Origin of the sequence: Paenibacillus hunanensis (genome assembly GCF_014645615.1) — a bacterium.
GTDB lineage: Bacteria > Bacillota > Bacilli > Paenibacillales > Paenibacillaceae > Saccharibacillus > Saccharibacillus hunanensis.
In genome coordinates, this window is sequence record NZ_BMMB01000002.1 from 634,320 (window position 1) to 656,617 (window position 22,298).

Below are 22,298 nucleotides of genomic sequence, written 5' to 3' on the forward strand. Positions count from 1 at the left end.
TGAACCCGTTCAGGAGGTGAGATCATGCAGCCATTTACCGAGCGTGTCGTCCAGATCATTCACTCGATTCCACCCGGTAAGATCATGACGTATGGACAAATTGCAGCTAGTGCAGGAAGTCCACGGGCAGCCCGACAGGTCGTGCGTATTTTACATGCGATGAGTACTACCCAGCAGCTGCCCTGGCATCGCGTGGTGAACAAGCACGGCGAGATTGCGCTGGGTGATCCCGATTCGGCAGAGGAACAGCGACTTCGATTGGAGGAGGAAGGCATCACGTTCACGCTGGAGCAACGGATTCCATTGGAGCAGTATCGCTTTGAGCCCGATCTGTCAGTAGAAGAAGTGAGTAACGAGGAATAGGGCAATCCTGCTTTCTCTATACTATTTTCTCTATATATGTGTATTGTCGTTTCTGTATATGTATTTTCTGTCTTTTTATGTCCCTTATCTATCGCATAACAAAAAGCCTGCTCGGCGGATCGAGCAGGCTTTTGGTGTGAGATCAGCAATCGTTCCCGTCGGTAGGACGATAAGGCTGATCTTTAATATACAGCTATAACGTTCATGTACATCAACATTCATCTCCATGTATGCCCTCCAAAGTTGGCGGACGAAGGACAAGAATGCTCGCTACATCCAAGTCTATCTCTCACGCATACACGCTTATCGTGCAGGTGTATAGGAGTCGAGCAGAATGCCTGGAGCCAGCGCTTTGATCGAATGAGGAACACCTGCGGGGATGACAAGTGCCTTACCAGCGCTAAGTTCATGCATCTGTCCGTTGATGGCAATCTCAAAGCGTCCCTTCATGCAGTAGCTCATCTGCTCATAAGGATGGGAATGCTCACTACTCTTGGAACCTGCTTCAAAATGAACCTCCATCATCATCATGGCTTGACCTGGCTCAAATACCTTGCGCCGTATACCCGGCTCTACCATTTCCCAGATTCCAATATTACTCAGGCTTGCATTAATCATCCCATACAGCTCCTTTTCGTCATATTTTATCAACTTCAATGTCAGGTTAGAGTCATAATAAGTAACTTAATTATGAGAAACATGTCCTTATTATTGAACTCATCTGCTAACTTGTTGGTTTTTAGTTGGAAGTAATGATTGATATCCATAGTAACATGTTTGAAAACAAAGATATAGTGTATTCAATCACAAAAAATAAAACGATTATATAGTTACTTTATACTAGAATCCATATAAAAAGTCGATTTTTAGCGTTTTAAATACGATAAATAGTCACATTATTAAGCTTTCAGGCATTTTATATCACACATTGTCATATACCTGACACAATATCGTCACATTATTTCATATCCATTTGGGTTTTATTTGGTTTTTACAAGCGAGTATTTTAAAGAATGAAGCATCAAGATGAGAAGTTTTTGCATTGACTGGAGGATAGATGAATAAACGAACGATCAATCGTATAAATATACAAAATATGCATTCCCAAATCGTTTACAAGAAACGTTGGAAATGCATTTTATCCAGCGGTTTTTATTCCATTAAAAGGAATAAAAACCCATATTATGCTACCTTTATCATGCTGTTCATGAAATCAAATCCGGGTGTTACACCTTATTTATACATTTTAGTAACTTAAAGATATATTAACAGGCAAATTTGTTACTTATAAAGCAAACTTTGCGTTATAAGTCTATCGCATTTTAAAAATACATCCTATAATCATTATAGATTACACGCTAGATGACGATATAGATAGTAACTATGATGAACATTCGCGATACGTTGCTTCTTTAATCTAAGAAAGAGCACCATATATTCTAGTGCATCGTCCTCATCCATACATATCATCTTGCCAGCTAGTTGACGACTTCTGCATCCAACCCCAACGCTGACCGGTGATAATTCCTGAACAGATGGAAGTGACCACATTGAGGCTATTACCGATTACTTCGCTCCAACCCGGAATGCGATTAGCCAGAAAAATCTTTAATGACGAAGGTGTCATTCTGCTTAAAGAAGGCGCAGAGTTATCCGCTGGAATCATCCGAAAACTATATAATCACGGGCTGGACTACGTCTATATTCAGGATAAGGATACGGATGATGTCACGGCTAATGATATTGTCTCCGCCGAAACTAAGCGCAAGGCGCTGAAGGAAATACGTACACATTTCTCCAGTATTGCCGATCCACGTGTCCAAAAGTCCTCTTACCCGATCATTGGCAAAACCTTTACAGGCATCGTGGATTCTATCCTCATGGAGCTTAGTGACAACCCCGAAGTGATGGTTATGCTGATGAGCATGCATACGAAGGATCACTATTTGTACCATCATTCTCTGAATGTGTGCATCTACACCCTCCTGCTTGGCAAGGTTCATGGCTACTCCGTCGATGAACTGCGTGTACTCGGAATCGGTTCCTTACTACATGACGTGGGTAAAGCTCATATTCCGAACGAGATTCTGTTTAAGCCCGGTCTCCTGACAGATGACGAATATAACACGATCAAGCTACACACCGAATATGGCTTTAAAATTTTAAAAGATGAGCCGGGCATTCCGCTTCTAGCTGCTCACTGTGCCTATCAGCACCATGAACGTCTGAACGGTAGCGGTTATCCACGCGGTTTAACCGAGCCCGACATTCACGAATATGCCAAATGGATCGGAATCGCCGATTCATATGATGCTCTGACTACCAGTCGTGTATACCGCGCTGCCATGCTGCCACATCAGGCACTGGATGTGCTGTATTCTGGCTCTGGCACACTCTATGACCGCTCTATGCTGGAAGTATTCAAAAGCCGGATTGCTATTTATCCGATTGGTGTAACCGTCACACTAAGCAATGGCTACAAAGGCGTGGTTGTGCATATTCACACCGCCATCCCACAACGACCGATTGTGCGTATTCTATTTAATGAAGCAGGCGAACGTCTGCAAGCACCATTTGACCTGGATCTGCTCGCCCACCATTCCGTTATGATTACAGCGGTAGAAGGCATGAACGCCCATATGCCTTCGCCCACCGTCTAAATAGATGCCATTACAACAGTAACAGCTCACGTATATCCTGCTCAGTCAGTGACGACAATTGCGCCTGACCGGGCTGGATAATCTCGCTGACCAGCTCACGCTTGCTGTGCTGAAGCTCCAATACCTTCTCCTCTACGGTTCCCCGTGTAATTAAGCGAATCACCTGTACCTTACGCTGTTGCCCCATGCGATAGGCACGATCTGCCGCCTGCTCCTCCACTGCCGGGTTCCACCACAGATCATATAAAATGACCGTATCGGCACCTGTCAGATTCAGTCCTGTTCCTCCAGCCTTCAGTGAAATGAGAAACACTTCCTTTTCCCCTGCATTGAATCGATTGCATAGCTCCAAACGCTCGGCTGACGCTGTACTACCATCCAGATAAAAGAATGGAATATGACGCTCCTGTAGCTGTTTTCCAATCCGCTTCAGCATGCCTGTAAATTGAGAAAAGACGAGCATTCGTCTTCCTGAATCTCGATAATCCTGTACGAGCTCCAATAGCTGCTCCAGCTTACCTGAGCCACCAGCATAATCCTCAACGAATAAGCCGGGATCACAGCAGAGCTGGCGCAAACGGGTCAGCCCGGCAAAGATACGAATCTTCTGCTCCGATTGATCGGGATCATACAGATGCTTGAGGGCATCCTGCTGTAATTGAGCGAGATACGCAGCATAGAGCACTTTTTGCTCCGGTAATAGCTCGGATACGAGTGTAATCTCCTGCTTATCCGGCAGCTCATGCAATACGTCTGTCTTCATCCGTCGCAAAATAAACGGACTCACACGGCGAGCAATCGTATCTGGCAGCAGATCGTTGAATTCACGCCGCGTACCAAGTAGACCCGGCATCACGATGCTCATAATCGACCATAGCTCTTGCAGTGAATTTTCAATCGGTGTACCGGTTAGTGCGAAGCGATGCTTGGCTTGAATGTCCTTTACTGCTCTGGCGGCATGCGTCAGCGCGTTTTTGACATTTTGCGCTTCATCCAGAATCAGGGTATGGTAGGCATGGCTTGTCGCCAGCTCACGATCCTGTCGCAGCAGCGGATACGAGGTAATGACCACATCAATCGGCTGTACTATAGATTCTTTTGCCGCCGAGGATGTCGCTTGTTCGGTAGAGATAGACATCGCTTCCATGTCTGGCTCCTGTGCCAGTACCTGTTGCCAGCGTGCCGTACGCTCCGCCTTGTTACCATCGACCAGCAGTACACGCAGCTCTGGTGCGAAGCGCTGTAGCTCGTATTGCCAGTTATACATCAGCGAGGCTGGCGTGATGACCAGCACCGGTCTGCCACTACGACGAAGCTCGCTCTGCATAGAGACGATAAAGGCAATACTTTGCAGCGTCTTACCGAGTCCCATATCATCTGCGAGAATCCCACCAAATCCATACCGAGCGAGCGTACGCATCCATTGATAGCCTTCATGCTGATAATCGCGTAGCACTGAGTCGAGTGTAGCAGGCACCGCCTCATGCTGACGTTCAGGCTGCTCCATACTTTCTAACAAGCGCCGCAGGGAGCGATCAAAGCGAATCGCTTCATTTTCATCACGGCGATCCAGCTGTTCTAAGCCATACAGCACAGGCAAGCGAAATAATACGCCTTCCTGCTCGTCCTGTGTGCCTGTACCGGGCGCTGCCATGCCTGTACGACGAATAAAGTCAGCAATCTGCCGAAACGCCTGATCCTCCAGCGGGAGAAAGGCGCCGCTTGGCAGACGATGATACCGCCTCTGCTCCTGTAATGATGCTAGTACCTGTAAAATTTCCGATTCCGGAATTCCATCCAGTGCAAACCGAATTTCCAGCCAATCATGCCGCTGATCGGTCTTCACGGTTAGCTTGGGCGGAGATAATGGATTTTGCAGCATCGCCTTCACAATCGAGGTCGCATACACCTGTAGTAGCTTCTCCAGACGAGGCACGATATGATACAAAAACGTATATTCCGCATCCTCATCGGTTAAAAAGTAACCACCCTCGGTCACCGTAAAATCAGCTTCCTCCATCAACTGCAAAATCTGCGCTTCTCGTTCACCATCGCGTAGCACGATCCGATCCTCATCCTGCCCTTCCTGCTCTAGCTCCAGCGGATTGATGATCAGACTACCATATTGAAACTCCAATCCAGCGAGCAGTCGGTCACGAACCCGATCCAGATACAATCTTGCCTGTAACGGCGTCTGCGTCACTCGATTGGAAACCGAGCGTGTCAGATGCACATTGCCCAGCTTCATCAGCTCAGGCACCACCTGACGGACAAATGGCTCGAGCTGTGTAGCAGATACATGAAGCTGCTGCTCGTCCTCTAACAGTGCGGTCTGCCGAAGCAGGCGCTGTAAGCCTCCCAGCCTTCGACATAGCTCGCCATCCAGCTCGACCAGCTCTGCACCGTTCAGCACCGCCTCATACGCCTCCAGTACAATTAAGGGCTGCAAGCCCTGCACACGCAGTACATAATGCTGTTCGTGCAGCTTGCTGTCTGATTTTAACGAAAGCGAAGGCAATTCCGACTGATCCAGCTCAAATTGAAGCGGTAGCATATTCGATGACCAGATGATCGGTAGCTCCTTTCCGTCCTGCTGTGCCACATAGACGGAGCGACATTGACGAAGTGCGGATACTAGCGTCGACCAGTGCGATACCGGCACGGACAGCATTCGCTCACCCTGTCGTCCAGGCTGATTACGCGTCGCTGCCGACTCCGCAGGTAGCTCGTCCTCTGCGATCTGGATTAACTGACGTAGCACACGATCATCCCCTGCGGCAAAGCTATGCAGCTCAGGATCATACGCAAATCGGGCTGTTACATGATAGCTCTCTCCCCTACGAATACTGTCCAGCAACCGCCGAATATGACGGACGATAAATGTCCGTGTCAACCCCATACGCAGCTCGATCCCGATTCGATATTGCCCGTTACCCGAGGCGAGCGGATGGCAGATCACATCCAGTGCAAGTGCGTCACGCGTTTCCAGATAGCGACGGCGAACCGCAGCACGGCGCGGCGCTTCGGTGAACAGATGCAGCAGCTCATTCGTTAGCTGCTCCTCCTGGGCATATCGGTCTTGCTCAGCATGTGACGCTGGATAGGTGGTAACTTCATCGGCGGATGAATGCGATTTTGACGTTCTATCCGTAGCCTTACTAGAAGAAGCATATTGCTGCCTGGATGTAGCATCTGCTGTATTTCGCTGCGACCTACTCCCCTGTGGTGACACTGCGGCAGTGGGCGCGATGAGCAGGGGTGGCTCTCCACGCTGCTCACATTCATGGATATAGATCAGCACTGCTGCAATATGCTGGCAATGATAACGATACGAAGCGAGCGACGGACAGGAGCAAGAAGCTTGAATCTGCTGCTCCTCGCTCACACGAATCTGTACATGCTCCACTTCCCCTCGTCTGCTCTGCACGACGGCTTCATACTCACCAGACTCATCATCATAGCGTGTGAAGCCTACCTTACCTGCACGATACATCGTCATTCCTTTATGATAAGACGTTGATCCACATAAGCGCTGAATGGACTGCGTCTGAATAGAATAACTCATCGTCCGCTCCGTATAGAGAGAGCTACCGGACATATCATTGAGATGATTGAAAGGATCATCGAGTTGTTAGACATAAGTACACTCCTTTGGACAAATAGCTTATCTGTATGATCGCTGTAACCTGTTGGCATGATCGTTATTTTATGGTCATTATTTATTGTACGTTTTATTATGCCATAGTGTCAGCGACAGCCAAAACAAAACCCTTTGCATGATTCGCAAAGGGTTGGTGATAAGGGATGTAGTTAGGGACAAGCTAGGATCGCGCTATCGTCATTTTATGATTATTTTAGCTATCATTTGTAGTTTGATGCCCACTATTCATTACTATTGATACAGCTGCTACAGCGATTCGTATCCAAATCAAAGGCTCCGTATGACTATACATATCCCTTGGCGCTTTCTTTAAGCAAACTGTTCACGATGTTGCTTGAGCTGCTTCATATGCACACCTGCACGGCGCTTATACACAATCGTACCTACAATGGCTAACCCGATCACTGCATAAAATAGTGGAGACGAGATTGCCAGCATCTGCGAGGTGCTCAGTACATTGATCAGCATTAGCTTCAAGCCTGCTTCAACTACCAGTGCAACGCCCCACAGCAAGGTTAGACGACGCATCACCTGACGGAAATATGGATACTCCCAGTTACGCTCAGGATCTACACCTTTACTAAAGCGACTCGCCATATGATAGATCAGTGGACGCTTCAGCAGTAACGAACCGAGAAAGGCCAATCCGATCACAACGGTAACAAGCGATTCACGCATCAGGAGCAGCTTCTCACTGCCACCCATCAGCACCATAACGAGACTAAGCACAAAGCCCGCCAGCATCAATCCATTGAATACGTCCATCTTGCGGTGACGTGCCAGGTGGATCAGATTATCGATCAGCGGAATCATCATGACGATGGACAATGCCAGTACACTTCCGATATGTGGCGCAAGCCATACATATCCTAGCCACGGGATCAATCCATTGATAATGAGGTTGAATAGAATTTTACGGCTTTTGAGTAATGTTGACATGATTGTCAGCTCCTGTTCGAGGTTGGTACATTCATCTTAAAATAATTCGAACATTGCTGAATCTACCGCTAGATGGATTCCAGCTCAACCTGTAGGTGGAGATGTGTGTTCTAGATAGATATCCCATTTTTAAGTTATTTTATATGTAATTTACAAAATAATAATACTTATATAATGATACGAATATATGATCAATACATCATATGATACATACAGGAGGAATTTTTACTTATGAAACCATCTTCATTTAAAAAAGCAGTTGTTGCTGCAAGTACTGCTGCTGTACTGGGTCTGCCATTACTGACAGGCTCGCTGGATGCCCATTCGGCATGGGCGGCTGGCACAAAAACTATGCCTCCGGCAAAGACTCAGGCCGCTGCACCTGCAAAAACGCCAACAACGACACCTGCCAAAAACGGGGTTACTCCTAAAAATGTCGTGCTATTCATCGGCGACGGGATGGGTGAAGCGAGCCGTAATGCGATTCGTTATGCAACCGTAGGCAAAAACGGCACACTGGAAATGGACAATATGCCTGTGACAGGACTGGTGCGCACTAGCTCCAGCGATCATCTCGTAACGGATTCCGCTGCCGCAGCGACTGCGATCGCAACGGGTGTAAAATCCTACAACGGCGCTATCGGCGTCGATCCGAACAAAAAGCCTGTGACAACGATTATGGAGCTTGCTAAAAAAGCAGGCATGTCCACAGGGGTAGTCACAACCAGTCAGGTGACCGATGCGACAGGCGCAGCCTTTGGCGCGCATGTGGAGAACCGTTCGGCACAGAGCGATATCGCCAAGCAATATATCGAAAACAGCAAAATTGACGTACTGCTCGGTGGTGGCGAGGACTTCTGGTATCCAAAAGGAACAGCTGGCTCCCATCCTGATGCACCCGCAGAAGATCCAACTGAAGCCAGCAAAGGCACACAGGGCAATCTGGTAGAGCGCGCGAAGCAGCTGGGCTATAACTATGTAACGAACGATTCCGAGCTAAAAGCAGCGAAAAACGGCAAGCTGCTCGGTCTGTTCGCCAATGAGGAAATGTTCCAGGCACATAACGAGGTGGGTAACCAGTACAACCCAATCGTATCCCTGCCTGATATGACAACCAAAGCACTGGACGTGCTGTCTCAGAACAAAAAAGGCTTCTTCCTGCTCGTTGAAGAGGAAGGCACAGATGAAATGGCGCATGACAACAATGCAGAGCTGACAATCAAGGCAGGACAGCAGCTGGACAAGGCGGTAAAAGTAGCAAAGGATTATGCGAAAAAGCATCCTGACACACTTGTACTTGTTACGGCTGACCACGAAACAGGCGGCATGGTCATCGAAGGCCCGGATGATGAGGATGAATCTGGCGATGGTCTGTCCAAAGAAGATGGCCCATTCACTGTAGCTGGCTCAGAGGAGCAATTTTTCATCGACTGGACAACTGAAGGACATAGCGCGGTGGATGTAGCACTGACAGCAATGGGTCCAGGCTCCGAGCAATTCGTCGGCAACTACCAGAACACAGCGATCCACGACAAGCTTGTGAAGCTGTTGAAGCTGAAATAACACGCTTTTACTTGATATCAAACCATAAAGAGAACGATGTAAAAGACACGGATGCTGTACGCAGCAGATCCGTGTCTTTTTATCTAATACTGTTACCTGTGTAAATACGCTCACCTGTAGCACGCAATGCACCGTTCATCAAATCTTTTGATTAATGCGGCTTCATCAAGCGATACTGCATCACAGGCGCTTGCTCCTGTCCACCAACCACATCGATCAGCGCCTGATATAGATTGGGCGGATATTCAGCAATCCGGTGGCACAGGTACAGATACCATTCCTGTCCATACGTCAGATACACGCGTACCGGATAGCTCTGCTCTCGTAGCTGTACAGCTAGCTCTGGACGAATGCCATAGAGCAGCTCCAGTTCAACCGATGCGGCACCCTCCCATGAATAGAGAAGTAGGCGATCGATTAGCAACTCATCGTAGGTAGCTAACGAAATCCGACAACCACGCTCTACTGCCAGTTCAAATAGCTGCACATAACGATCATCCAACTCAGCCGAGCGTGATAAGGCAAGTGTATCCGGTTCCTCGTAGGCACCTTTAACGAATCGAACACGAATATCCTGCGCGAGCAAGCGACTCGCATCCTCCCATGTACGGTGCAAATGTGCCTGTAGCGTAATTCCGATCAACGGATACAGCGCCACCGCTTGACGATAAATAGCCAAAATCGCAGCGGTCTTGGCCGATTCCTCCATACTAATAAACAGCTCAATCCCGTACATCTGCGATAGCTCGCCCAATTGCAGCACATGCTGGAGAGCCAGCTCGTTATCTACAAGCAGCCCGATGTGCGATAGATCGAACGATACACGTCCACCGATCCCCTGCTCGCCCAGATCAGTGAGCACACCCATTAGCTCTGCTGCGGCTTGCTGACAATCTGCTCTTGAGACTGTATTTTCACCGATATATTCCAGCGATACTGCATAGCCTTCACCATGTAGAAGCTCGGCGACTTCTAATGCGTTTGCGCGCTGTTCTCCGGTCACATAGCGGGCGGCTGCACGCTGTAGTAAAGCATACAGCTGCGGCTGATGCTCCACCTGCATTTTAATATCGGGTCGACGTGCAATCGCCTTCAGCGCAGTCGCGGCATCGATAGCTAACTGCTGCTCACGGTTTATTGTATTTTTCATTATTCATTCCTCCCTTTCCGTACACATTACCGGAGCAGGAAAAGAAAATATTGTACAAAATTGCTATTCTACGCTTGCAGCCTGTTACATCACCGATACTCGATATTGACGCGGGGTAACGCCCACCACTCGCCGAAACATGCGTGTAAAATGACTCTGATCATAGAAGCCTGCCTCTGCCGCGACCTCCACGATCGGACGCTGGAGATGAAGTTCATTTTTAGCATAGTTGATGCGCAGTAAATTCTGATACGCATGTGGGGGAAGATGCTGCCACTGCTTGAACAGGCGGATAAGATGAAAACGGCTAATCGAGGTGATCTGTTCCAATTCCTCCAGCAGTATCGGACGCAGAAAATGCTCCTGCAAATACTCCTGTACGATACCGACATATTTACGATCTGTCTGTAGGGTAAACTGATGCTCCTGGTCACCATCTTCTGCACCTGTCAACAGCTGTACCAGCGAGACCAGCGCGGTTTCCGTTTCCAGTGGCTCTCGTCCATGTATTAGCGCCTGCATCGTCTGCTCCATCTGCAAGGTGCAGGCTGCATTTTTACGCTCGGATAGCAAATATGGAATGTGAATCTGCTGTAATTCACGCTGCTCCAGCCCCTGTAGCCATGCTGGATCGATAAACAGCATATCATAGCTCCATGCCAGTCCCTGCTGCGGATGGCAGGCATGGAGCATCTCCGGTGGGAAGGTGATCATCCGTCCCTGCTCCACCTCCCACAGCTTGCCATCACACCAAGCATTCGTATGCCCGCTATGAATCCATCCGACCGAGTACTCCTCGTGAAAATGCCGATGATACGCCAGCTCATCCGCACGACAACGCTTGCCTTCCACAAAAGGAAGCGCTGGATGGCGATAAAAAGTTACATCCGTCATGGCTTCTGCTCCTTTCCCTGTTTCCGTTACCTAACGTCTTCCTCCCAGTATAGAAAAAAAGGATCGAACGAGGCAATCATTGCCTGCTCGATCCTTTTCTATTCTCTTACATTCATGATTCTAAATTCATCTCAGCATCATCGTATTATTGCTGCAACGCGTCCAAAATATGACCGTTCACTGTGGAGTTTGCCAGCAGTCCGATGTGCATCACGCCATAAATGCGAATATTGTTCGCACCGTCCAGATTGGACAGGTAGTTGCTTACGACCTGATCATTGATCGAGTAGATCGATGTAACATTCACGCCCGCAGGCGCACTGTTTGTAGTCAGGCGATTCGCACCACCCAGCGTGATCAGCTTATCGACTTTGCTTGCACCACCATAGTTCAGGATGTAGTACAGGCTGTTCGCACCGCCCATGCTATGCGCCACAATGTTAACCTTAGTGCTACCTGTACGTGCCAGTACATCGTCCACCAGATTACGGATCGCGGCAGCGTTTAATGTCTGTACGCCATTTTTCGTTGGCAGATCGATCGCATACATTTCGTTAGAAGACCAGCCCTGACGAGCCAGGAAGCTCTCGATAAAGGTAAAGTTACTTGCCGAGCCACCCAGACCGTGTACGAAAATAATCGGTGTATGGGTCGTTGCTGCCTGAGCAGGCTTCACCGCTCCAGTGGCACCTACCAGTGCGAACAACAATACCATACATGCAGCCAGACGCAGGGAAAAGATTCGTTTCATCATTATGTATTCTCCTTTTTTCATGATTATGTTTGTGATGATCCTATGTACCTCAGCGACATTTCAGTTACCTGGACGACATGAAGCTTATTCCCTTGATTCTCATTTCACCTCACTAATCATTTAGGAATTATCTTGCTCATTTACTATATAATAACCTTACTTAAAATGTAAAATAATTACATACATTATCACAAAAATCCTCGTTGCACACCTTAGGCGCAACGAGGATTCGTTATTGTAAAAGCTTATATTATGACATTTTTGACATAAGAATAATTACGGCTGTACAGGCGTGATCGTAAACTCGAATGTGATGTCGGTTTCCGATGGGATCTGATACTCATCATGTACCGGAGCGCCCCAGCTATCGTCACCGCCAACACCCATTTGCTTGCCTGCTACCGTCACGACGGTATAGTGTACCGGTGGCAGCTCATACAGATGTGCCGCACTTTCCAGCTCCAGCGCCGTGTATGGCAGGATGCTGCACTCGACTGGAGCCGTTGCCGGAGATGTGATCCGCAGTCCACGCTGCCCATCATCTGTAATCTCCACACGACGTACGCCAGTACGATTACCAAATTCCTGTGGTACCACATAGCCCGATACATTGTCGGCTACATCATTGCTGAATGTACCGAGTCGCGCACCAAAGGCACGGTCGATATAGTTTTCTTCTGGTCCCATCGCATACCAGTCCAGATGATGGCACTCTGCTGGGATTTTGAACGAGAGCGCTACCGTTGGTACATTTGGCAGACCTGCCACACCGCTATAGCTTGATTTCACATGCAGACGACCATCATTGTGTACCGTATACACGGTTGTCATTTTCACATCCGCATGGATGCTAAATGCGTACTCAAACGTTACCGTTACGTGATCAGCTGCTTTGTCCAGCTCCATCTTCGTGCAGCGGCGTGCCAGACTAGCAGCCAGCCAGCTTGCCGATGTGAAGTTCTGTCCTGCACCACGGTCGTTGTCTGTTGTGGCGCGCCAGAATTGCGGCGCTGGAGGTGCAGAGATGTACTCACGACCACTGTAGCGCAGGGACGTCAGGCTACCTACTGCACGGGAGAACATGATGCTAAAGTGCTCGCCATGTACACCCACGTTCACATCGCCCTCTGCAATGCGAAGCTCGCCTGTTACGAATGCTTGAGGAGCTGCTGCTTCGCCTTCAACGATGAATACATGCTCGCCAAAGGATACCTCGTAGCCTGCCTCTGCCCACAGCGTTGCTTCCTTCAGCACCAGTGCTGCATGAATCGCATACTCGCCTGCTTCAGTTGCTGCCTGTGGTAATGCTACCTCGATATGACGCTCTGTACCTGCGGGTACATCGACTGCCAGTGTTTGCTCATGGACAAGCACACCTTCGCGGTAGACACGGTATTGCAGATCATAGGCTTCTGTACCGACAAACAGATTCTCATTGCGGATCGTTACACCGTTTTGATCTGGAGTCAGCTTAATATTTTGATACAGGAATTTGACCTCCTGCATTTTTGGAGATACTTTGCGATCGGCGTACACGATACCATCTGTACAGAAACCATAATCGGTTGCACGATCATCATAGTCGCCACCATATGCCAGGTACTCATCGCCATAGCGATTTTTCTTCATGACCGCCTGGTCGATGTAATCCCAGATAAAGCCACCTTGATACAGCTCATATTTATTTTCCAGTTCTGTATACTTATGCATACCACCAACCGAGTTCCCCATCGCGTGCATATATTCGCAGCTAATGTACGGCTTTTGTGGATCATTGTTCAAATATTCCTCAATATCCTGAGGCTTCGCATACATGCGACTCTCCATATCGCTCGAATCGTTAAATTCACGACGATAGAATACACCCTCATAATGCACCAGACGAGTCGGGTCGGCTTCACGGAAATAGTTCGCTACGTTCAGGATCACCTGACCTGCATACGATTCATTACCACATGACCAGATCAGGATAGATGGGTGGTTCTTATCACGCTCTACCATCGAGATTGCACGATCCATAACGATATCCTGCCATTCTGGCAAATCGCCAGGGATGTTCCAGGATGGCTCAACCGCGCCTAGCTTCTGCCAGGAGCCGTGTGTTTCCAGATTCATCTCGTCGATCAGATAAATTCCGTACTCATCACATAGCTCATACCAGCGTGTCTGGTTCGGATAGTGAGACGTACGCACCGCATTCATATTGTTCTGCTTGATCGTACGAATATCCCACAGCATATCCTCTTCAGTTACAGTACGTCCGGTACGGCAGTTGAACTCGTGACGGTTCACACCCTTGAAAACGATACGCTTGCCGTTGATGCACATGATCTTATTAATCATTTCAAAACGGCGGAAGCCGACTGGCTGCGGAATCACTTCGGTCAGCTCACCAGCTGCATTATAGACGGAAATGTACAGCGTATACAGGTATGGATCTTCTGCACTCCATGTGGATGCATTCGCTACAGTCGCTTCAAAGCTTGCTGTTGCTCCATCCTTGCCAGCCGCAAACGATACCTCGCCTGAAGCGACCGTTTCACCGTCGGCTGCTTTTAATTCCAGCACCGCACGACCATCTGCTGGCTGTCCTTTTTCCAGTGTCAGCTTCACATTCAGCTGTCCAGTTGTATAGCTATCGTCCAGACCTGCGTTCACATGTAGATCACGCACATGCACTTCCGGCACCGTATACAGATACACATCGCGGAAAATACCGGAGAAGCGCCAGAAATCCTGATCCTCCAGCCATGCCCCTGTACTGCGCTGATACACCTCAACCGCAAGACGGTTTTCTCCTTCCTGTATGTAAGGAGTCAGGTCAAAGTCAGATGGCGTAAAGCTGTCTTCACTGTAGCCCACGAACTTGCCGTTCAGCCACACATAAAATGCTGATTCCACGCCCTGAAAGGAAATATAGACCGGGCCACCAGCCAGCTTCTCCGGCACGATAAAGCTCTTCACATAGCTACCGACCGGATTGTTATCCTCGGAAATGAATGGTGGACGCAGATTCTCCACGCCATCCCATGGATACATCGTATTCACATATTGCATCTGTCCATAGCCCTGTGTCTGGATATGACCTGGCACCAGAATCTCGCCCCAGCCCGCACAAGCAAAGCCATTCTCGTAAAAGTTCTGCGGACGGCTTGCTGGATTCACTGCATAGTTGAACTTCCACGTACCATTCAGACTATGACGCCAGTCCAGCGCACCGCGTTGCTCCGCTTGCTCTGCTGTCGCATAGTATTTGTGATCTGAATAAGCTTTCAGTCGATTGACTGCAAATACACTCGTATCCGTCAGCCACTCCAGCGAAGGTGTTGTTACCCGTTGTTCTACCACTTCTGCTTGCGTCTTGCTCATATCCATTCACTCCATTTCACTTTGAATGCAATACATGCCTGTGTCTAATCTGCGTCAGCAAAGCGTTTTTCGGTCTTCACCTCACTACCTTAACATGAAGCCAAGCCCGCCACTTTCCATCCACAAACCCTCCCACACCACACATACCGTAAACTCTCTTATTATTATATTCCGATTACCTATATCTTTTTAACATAATAAAATAGCAAATAACTAACTTCCATATTCTTATATCTTTGTTTCGCGCCCTCAACAGGCCACTGCCCATTCGTAGTATGCGAGTAGCAAGGAACGGAGGGAAGGAAATAAGGGGAAAGGACTCCTTTTGAGCACGGGAATCTACATTCCACTCCTACTCCGTAGATTCCCGCGGCTCCACCCGAGCCCGTCCCCTTATTCCTTCCCGCAGTGGATGCTGCCCCAACCTACAATGGCAAATAAAAAGTGCTGCAAAGACGCGCCGGAGCTGGCCATCTTCCGCAGCACTTCTTACTGAAATCCAGTGTACAGCTATTATTTGACCGAACCGACCATACCTGCAACAAAGTGCTTCTGCATCAGGAAGAACACAAGCGCTGTTGGCAGTGTAGAGATCACGATCGCCAGCATGATGACGCCATAGTCAGGTGCATAACCGGAGCCCAGATTGGAAATGAGCAGTGGAATCGTTTGATTCTCTGGTGTTTGCAAAACAACGAGCGGCCACAGGTAGTTGTTCCAGCTTGCCATGAACGTGATGATCGCAGCTGCTGCATACGTTGTTTTCATCGTAGGCATATAAATACGGAAGAACAGGCCCAGCTCACTCAGTCCATCCATACGCCCTGCTTCCAGCAGATCCTTTGGAAACATCTTTGTACTTTGACGGAAGAAGAAGATCAGGAACGCCGTTGTCATCGTTGGAATAACGACCGCTGCCGGCGTATCGATACCGATAAAGGAAATAAAGTTAGTGATTTTACCAAACATACGGTACAACGGAACCATCAGTGCTGCAAATGGAATCATCATCGACAGCAACAGGATGTTAAATACGATATCTTTTGCTTTACTACGATAGATTTCAAAGCCATAGCCTGCTAGTGAAGCGATCAGCAGCGCCAGTAGCGTTGTAGATACCGCGATTTTGGCTGAATTCGCCATCGCTGTCCAAATATCGACGGAGCTGGTCAGCTTCGCCAGATTGTCCATCAGATGAGCGCCTGGGAGCAGGCGACCCTGTGTAACGTCTACCGAAAGGTTCGTCGCACTAACGATCATCCAGAAGAACGGGAAGATCGAGACGAATGCTGCGACAATAAGGAATAAATATGTGAATGTTATTTTCGTCTTAGCCATTACGCTCACCTGCCACTTTGAACTGGATGAAGGAAAGAATGATAACCATAATTACGATCGAGTACGATACCGTTGCCGCATAACCGAAGTCCGGTGAGTATTTGAACGACAGGTTGTAGATGTATTGCGAGATTGTCGTCGTTGCGTTACCCGGTCCGCCCTTCGTAATGTTCACAACCTCATCGAACAATTGCAGTGTACCGATCGTCGATGTGATCGATGTGAACAGAATGATTGGCTTGAGCAGTGGTACAGTAATGCTGAAAAATTGACGAACTGCCGAAGCGCCGTCGATACGTGCTGCTTCGTAGATAGAGCTATCGATATTTTGCAAACCAGACAGATAGAAGATCATGTTGTAGCCTGTCCAGCGCCATGTGATGGCGATAATGATCGTGATTTTTGCCCAGAATGGATCGGTGATCCACTGAATTGGTGTACCGATCACGTGCAGACCCAGCAGCATACCGTTAACCAGACCGTCTGGTGCGAACAGGTATTTGAATACAACGGAGTAAGCAACCAGGGAAGTGATACATGGCAGGAAGATCGCTGTCCGGAAAAAGCCTTTGAATTTCAAATTGCGGTCATTCAGCAGTACCGAGATAAATAGTGCCAGTACGACCATCAGCGGTACCTGGAACAGCAGGTAGATGAATGTATTTTTGACAGCCATGATAAAGGTCGTGTCGATGAACAGTCGTGTGTAGTTATCAAGGCCATTAAATTTCAAGTTCATGCCTTTACCTGTCTGGAAGGACAGGATCAGCGCCTGGATCATAGGATAGAAGAAGAAAATACAGATTAACAGTGCTGCGATTCCAACGAATACCCAGCCGGTAATGCTTTCTTTCATACGGTTGCCCATGCGTGAGCGTGTTGCTTTTTGACTCTGGTTCAATGCGGGTTCAGCGGTTTTCATATCGTCTCATCTCCCTCGTATCGCCGGTTTGCTTATTTGTTTTTATATGCTTAGCCTGCGACGTACACATTTCAGGTATGGTTTACAGCCCCGGTCATAATAAGGAAATAAAACCTTGAACGATCAGCCCAAGGTTTTATCTCCCCATTCATTACAATGTCCGGATTATTTCAGTTGAGCTTCAGCTTGTGTTTGTACATCATTCATCATCGTGTCAACGTCTTTGCTACCGTTCAGGTAGTTTTGAAGTTCAACAGTCATGATATCTTCGATCGCATAAGTGTGCAGACCGTAGTTAACTTTTGGAACTTCTGTTGTCCATTTTGCGAAGTCAGCATAGATTTTTTGACCGCTGAAGAATTCGTCAGCTTTATCGTATGCGCTACCTTCAGAAGCTGCTTTGAATGTAGACAGAACGCCAACTTTATCAAGCATTTCTTGATACAGGTCTTTGTCAGAACCGAAAGTGGAAGCCATGAAGTCAGCAGCTGTGTCTTTACCGTCTACGTTCATTACGTACCAGGAGCTACCACCGATGTTAGAAGCGTGAACCGAGTTAGGTACATCGCTCAGAACTGGAATCGGTACAGCTGCCCATTTACCGGATTGGGAAGCTTCAGCCTTGATAGATGGTGTAATCCAGTTACCTGTTGGTACGGATGCTACGTCACCACTGTTGAATGCTGCCAGGAATTGGCTCCAGTCAGAGTTAGCTTTTACGATGTTTGCATCATACATAGCTTTGTATGTTTCCAGCGCTTTTTTCAGTGCTGCGTTGTTAGCGATATTTGGCGTAGTACCATCTTCTTTCAGGTACCAGGAACCAGCGGACTGGATCATTGCACGGATCAGACCGAGATCGTTAGGATCTTGAGTCAGCATGTCTTTGCCAGTAGCGGCTTTGACTTTTTTACCGATTTCGATGTATTGATCCCAAGTGATGTTTTGCAGATCTTCTGGTGTGTAACCCGCTTGTTTCAGATAGTCTGTACGTACAAACAGACCTGTTACACCAGAATCAAATGGAATACCGTATTGCTTGCCTTCGTAGCTTGTAGGACCTGCTTTGTAATCTGCAAAGTCAGAAGCTTTGATTTTGTCAGACATATCCACGAAAGAGTCTGGATACGCTTGCAAGAAGTTCTGTGAACGATAGTCCTCGATCAGAACAACGTTAGGCAGACCTTTTGTTGTACCGGAGTTCAAGCCAGTGTTCAGCTTTTGTACGATATCAGCCTGTGCATTCTCAACGAGATTGATCTTCACGTCAGGATGAGATTTCATATATTTTTCTTTGGCAAGTTCCAGTGCGGCAATGTTGAAGTTTTTATCCCATGCCCAGATTGTGATTTCTTTAGCGGATGCATCGGAACCTGAGCTTGCGCTTCCGCCACCGCTAGAACATGCGGACAGCAGCAGTACGCTTGCCAGTAAAAGAAACATCAGTTTTTTCATCTTGTTTCAACCCCTGCTCTTGTATAATGTTTTGCTATTTGAAAGCGTTTGCTTATTGACAAGCTAATCTTACCATTCCGGTTTCATCGAATGTTAGGAATATATTTGTACGGATTTGTTATATTATTGGCACAACCTATTTTGGTAGCGTTATCATTTGGTACTATTTTTGTTTTTTGGTACTATTTTTAGATTGAATGGTAATATCATCTGGTATTGTATCCGCTTTTATCTTTCTTTCAAAAGTAGAATGTTGGAAAACCAATTGGGTTTCAGCCTTTTTCCGACAAAAAAAGAGCCAGGCAGAGGTTACACTCTCTACCTGGCTCTTTGGCTGTGATCTGGCTTCGTATGCAAAATGGTTCAGAGCTAAAATGGCGTATGGATGTAACTCCTAGCTCTGTCCCTTTCTCTATGTGCATCCTGAATCCGTGACGCTTACCTGCTGTATACGGCAGGAGCTAATCGTCTGGACTACTTCACCTGCTGCTCGCCCGGAATATTCGGGAAGGTTGCTTCTGTTCCACCCTGTGCTCCAGAAGACAGAATCGGATTCTCGATATAGCCATACCGCACGACACCATTGGCTGTTAATGTATCGTAGAATGCTACATTGGTAAGAATATTTGGCATGACGCCATCCTCCTGCTCGATTGCATACGGCAGGAAGAACAGGTTATCCCGGGATTGCTGATTCAGGTTCAGCTTCGCCGTCCAGACCAGCTCACTGTGATTCTCTTGCATTTCATAATAATATACGACATCTCCACGTTGCTCAAAGAACGGATACGATTGTCCCTGTGGGAAATAATAACGGTAGATGCCGTTATTGGAATTGTCCGAAGGCGTAAACGTTTTGAGACGATTAATACGCGGAATGTTCACTGCCGCCGCACGTGCTGTAGCCAGATCGGTACCGCTCAGCTGACGAAGCAGTGTATCCGGCGTTTTCGCTACATAAACGGTGCGCCCTGTCGAATTCCAGAATACCTTCGCCTGTGCGGCTTCAGCAATAAAACGAAGCGGCACCATAGCACGTCCTTCGCGAAGCTCCGGTGCGACGGGTAATTGCACCGTACGATCATTAATCGTAGCGGTCTTCTGTCCGATGACAAGCGTGATCACATTGCCATCCTGACTGACGGTAACGGTCTGGGTAATATTGTTCCAGATCGTAGAGTTACCTGGTATGTACTGAAGCGCTTTAATTGGAATCATCGTCGTTCCCTGCTCCACATAAGCCGTTACCCCTACATAGACAGTCGAGTTATTCACGATCACCTGAATGTCCGGTGTCGCTGCTGCCTTCGTGGTAGCTGCTGTAGCCGCAGTCGTTTCGCCCACTAATCCTATTACAACTATCATTGTTAAAAATAGCTTGGAACATCGTTTCATCATATTCTATTCCTCCATTGATCGTCATACAAGCAGATGCGGCCAATCAGGATGTTGCACAAGAACCTTGCACCTCACTCATCCCGTCCTGGATAAGCTTAGAGTACAAAGCGGCATAACGTGCCAGCCCCTTCTATCTTACCATCTTTTATACCCCGACTACTAATCAAGCAAGCAGTCTGCCCGTATCCGTTCTTATTCTTCCAACCGTATGAAGCTGTAACGCTAGGTATCGCATGTCGTTAATGCCTATACAGTGAGGCTGACATCGCGTGTACATTTTACATCGTCATAGGAAGTAGTGTATATTTTATGCAAATGTGATGGATAGAGTTGGATAGCCCTTGAACAATAGCTCATAAGCTGTAATAAGCTACTATTCAGGGAAATAATAAGGTATTCTCTCGATGTAATGAGCTAATATACACGTAAGAGATATATCATTTCTTCCGTTCTTCATATGTCATTTTGTACAAATTTGCTAATGATTGAAGCGCGGATGGTTGTTCCAACGTATACACGGTACCATCACCATGTTTCCAACTGGCTATTCATCGGTATATATAGTAGACGATGGCTGGAGTGAAAACCTTACTGAGGAGGGTTCTTTTGCAAAACTGGATTACGAGCTTTATGGAGCAATTTGGCTATGTCGGTATCTCCCTGATCATTGCGCTGGAAAATGTATTTCCACCAATTCCTTCGGAAATTGTGCTGCCCTTTGGCGGCTTTATGACGACCAATTCCTCCCTGACGATCATCGGTGTCATTATCGCCGCTACGATTGGCTCGGTGCTGGGTGCGGTCATTTTATATGGTGTAGGTCGCCTGCTTGATGTCGAGCGACTGGAGAAGATTATCGATCGCTGGGGTCATATTTTACGTATCAAAAAAGAAGACGTTCATCGGGCAGATGCCTGGTTTGATAAATACGGCTACTGGACGGTGCTATTCTGCCGCATGATTCCACTCGTACGCAGCCTGATCTCAATTCCAGCAGGCATGTCCAATATGAAGTTCGGGCTATTCTTGCTGTTTACAACGATCGGTACTGTGATCTGGAACTCGATTCTGGTCATTATTGGTGCGATGCTAGGGGACAACTGGCATCGGATTACAGAGTTTATGAATATTTATTCGAGTGTGGCTTATGTCATTATTGCGGTTGTGGGCGTTGTAGGGATTGTGTGGTATGTACGGCGGAATCGTCGGGCTGGGGCGAAGTGATATCCTGCTAAAAGCGAGAACTGCTGAGGTGTAGCTAGGTGTCTTATTGCGGATTACATGAAATTTCATAAGGATAATGCAGGAGATAATATTGCAGGGATGGGTGTTCTGAGGATCAATATGAGTTGAAGCATACACCACTTACGGCAAGGAATAAGGGAACGGACTCCGGTGGAGCCGCGGGAATCTACGGATTAGTATAGAATGTAGATTCCCGCCCCTCCAAAGCAGTAAGATATTTTGCTTTCGCAAAAATCACTCTTTATTGAACATCGTGTTAGGAAGTCGCTAACACTGTAAGTCGTCCTTTTCCCTTATTTCCTTGCCTCCGTTCCGTAAATGGAGCAACATATGATACGGTCTGCAAACTTAATGCGATCTTTGAGCGTCTTTTTTCCACATCAGGTAGCTTTGTTTACTATTACTATTACTTTTTCTACCAAGTCATTAGATGTTACAAAGTACCCATTCTATTCATTAACTAATACGTAATAATAATCGTCACACTTTGTACGTTAGATTAAGATGCAGTATTAGAATCACGGCAATACAATGTTGCTCTTACAACTTCGGACGTCTTTTATTATTTTTGGTATTACACGACAGGC

The 22,298-nt window shown here is 47.4% G+C and carries 16 protein-coding genes; 4 read left to right on the plus strand and 12 right to left on the minus strand.

What is annotated here, in order from left to right; translation table 11 throughout:
• The first annotated feature begins 24 nt into the window (after positions 1-24).
• Entirely contained in the window at positions 25-363 is a 339-nt protein-coding gene (locus IEX62_RS06055; RefSeq protein WP_188774501.1) for an MGMT family protein, read from the plus strand.
• Positions 364-447: 84 nt separating this feature from the next.
• Here the strand turns inward: IEX62_RS06055 and IEX62_RS06060 are convergent, their stop codons facing one another.
• Positions 448-591: a hypothetical protein gene (locus IEX62_RS06060; protein ID WP_188774502.1), complete on the minus strand. Its 144-nt coding sequence runs from the start codon at positions 589-591 to the stop codon at positions 448-450.
• Positions 592-666: 75 nt separating this feature from the next.
• Positions 667-981: a cupin domain-containing protein gene (locus IEX62_RS06065; protein ID WP_229685633.1), complete on the minus strand. Its 315-nt coding sequence runs from the start codon at positions 979-981 to the stop codon at positions 667-669.
• Between the two features lie 923 nt (positions 982-1,904).
• Between IEX62_RS06065 and IEX62_RS06070 the strand changes: the two genes are divergently transcribed.
• Positions 1,905-3,023 (plus strand): HD-GYP domain-containing protein, encoded by a 1,119-nt coding sequence (locus tag IEX62_RS06070; RefSeq protein WP_308422630.1) that lies wholly within the window; start codon positions 1,905-1,907, stop codon positions 3,021-3,023.
• 10 nt (positions 3,024-3,033) lie between these two features.
• Here IEX62_RS06070 and IEX62_RS06075 read toward each other — a convergent pair whose 3' ends face one another.
• Both IEX62_RS06075 and IEX62_RS06080 read right to left on the minus strand, forming a co-directional pair.
• On the minus strand, positions 3,034-6,588 hold the full coding sequence (locus IEX62_RS06075) for a DEAD/DEAH box helicase (RefSeq protein WP_188774503.1): 3,555 nt from the start codon (positions 6,586-6,588) through the stop codon (positions 3,034-3,036).
• Between the two features lie 405 nt (positions 6,589-6,993).
• A complete protein-coding gene (locus tag IEX62_RS06080) occupies positions 6,994-7,623 on the minus strand; it encodes a VC0807 family protein (RefSeq protein WP_188774504.1) in 630 nt (209 codons plus the stop codon).
• Positions 7,624-7,854: 231 nt separating this feature from the next.
• Between IEX62_RS06080 and IEX62_RS06085 the strand changes: the two genes are divergently transcribed.
• The gene (locus IEX62_RS06085; RefSeq protein WP_188774505.1) at positions 7,855-9,186 is read left to right on the plus strand and encodes an alkaline phosphatase; all 1,332 of its coding nucleotides are present in this window, start codon (positions 7,855-7,857) and stop codon (positions 9,184-9,186) included.
• Positions 9,187-9,337: 151 nt separating this feature from the next.
• Here the strand turns inward: IEX62_RS06085 and IEX62_RS06090 are convergent, their stop codons facing one another.
• The 8 genes from IEX62_RS06090 to IEX62_RS06125 all read right to left on the minus strand — a co-directional run bounded on the left by IEX62_RS06090 (position 9,338) and on the right by IEX62_RS06125 (position 20,466).
• Positions 9,338-10,336 (minus strand): proline dehydrogenase family protein, encoded by a 999-nt coding sequence (locus IEX62_RS06090; RefSeq protein WP_188774506.1) that lies wholly within the window; start codon positions 10,334-10,336, stop codon positions 9,338-9,340.
• Positions 10,337-10,420: 84 nt separating this feature from the next.
• A complete protein-coding gene (locus tag IEX62_RS06095; RefSeq protein ID WP_188774507.1) occupies positions 10,421-11,230 on the minus strand; it encodes a helix-turn-helix transcriptional regulator in 810 nt (269 codons plus the stop codon).
• A gap of 145 nt (positions 11,231-11,375) precedes the next feature.
• On the minus strand, positions 11,376-11,984 hold the full coding sequence (locus tag IEX62_RS06100; protein ID WP_229685635.1) for an esterase/lipase family protein: 609 nt from the start codon (positions 11,982-11,984) through the stop codon (positions 11,376-11,378).
• Between the two features lie 276 nt (positions 11,985-12,260).
• Complete coding sequence (lacZ, locus tag IEX62_RS06105; protein WP_188774508.1) at positions 12,261-15,353, minus strand: beta-galactosidase, LacZ type; 3,093 nt, start codon at positions 15,351-15,353, stop codon at positions 12,261-12,263.
• Positions 15,354-15,866: 513 nt separating this feature from the next.
• Positions 15,867-16,691: a carbohydrate ABC transporter permease gene (locus IEX62_RS06110; protein ID WP_188774509.1), complete on the minus strand. Its 825-nt coding sequence runs from the start codon at positions 16,689-16,691 to the stop codon at positions 15,867-15,869.
• Positions 16,684-17,613, minus strand: coding sequence for a carbohydrate ABC transporter permease (locus IEX62_RS06115; RefSeq protein WP_188774510.1), 930 nt, complete (start codon positions 17,611-17,613; stop codon positions 16,684-16,686). Before IEX62_RS06115 ends, IEX62_RS06110 begins: the two co-directional genes overlap by 8 nt.
• Before the next feature lie 165 nt (positions 17,614-17,778).
• On the minus strand, positions 17,779-19,068 hold the full coding sequence (locus tag IEX62_RS06120; protein ID WP_188774511.1) for an extracellular solute-binding protein: 1,290 nt from the start codon (positions 19,066-19,068) through the stop codon (positions 17,779-17,781).
• 474 nt (positions 19,069-19,542) lie between these two features.
• Positions 19,543-20,466, minus strand: coding sequence for a copper amine oxidase N-terminal domain-containing protein (locus IEX62_RS06125; RefSeq protein ID WP_188774512.1), 924 nt, complete (start codon positions 20,464-20,466; stop codon positions 19,543-19,545).
• A 606-nt stretch (positions 20,467-21,072) separates the two neighbouring features.
• On the opposite strand from IEX62_RS06125, the gene IEX62_RS06130 reads away from it, so the two are divergent.
• Positions 21,073-21,690 carry a DedA family protein gene (locus IEX62_RS06130; RefSeq protein WP_188774513.1) on the plus strand — a complete coding sequence of 206 codons (618 nt, stop codon included), beginning with the start codon at positions 21,073-21,075 and terminating at the stop codon, positions 21,688-21,690.
• Positions 21,691-22,298 lie beyond the last annotated feature (608 nt).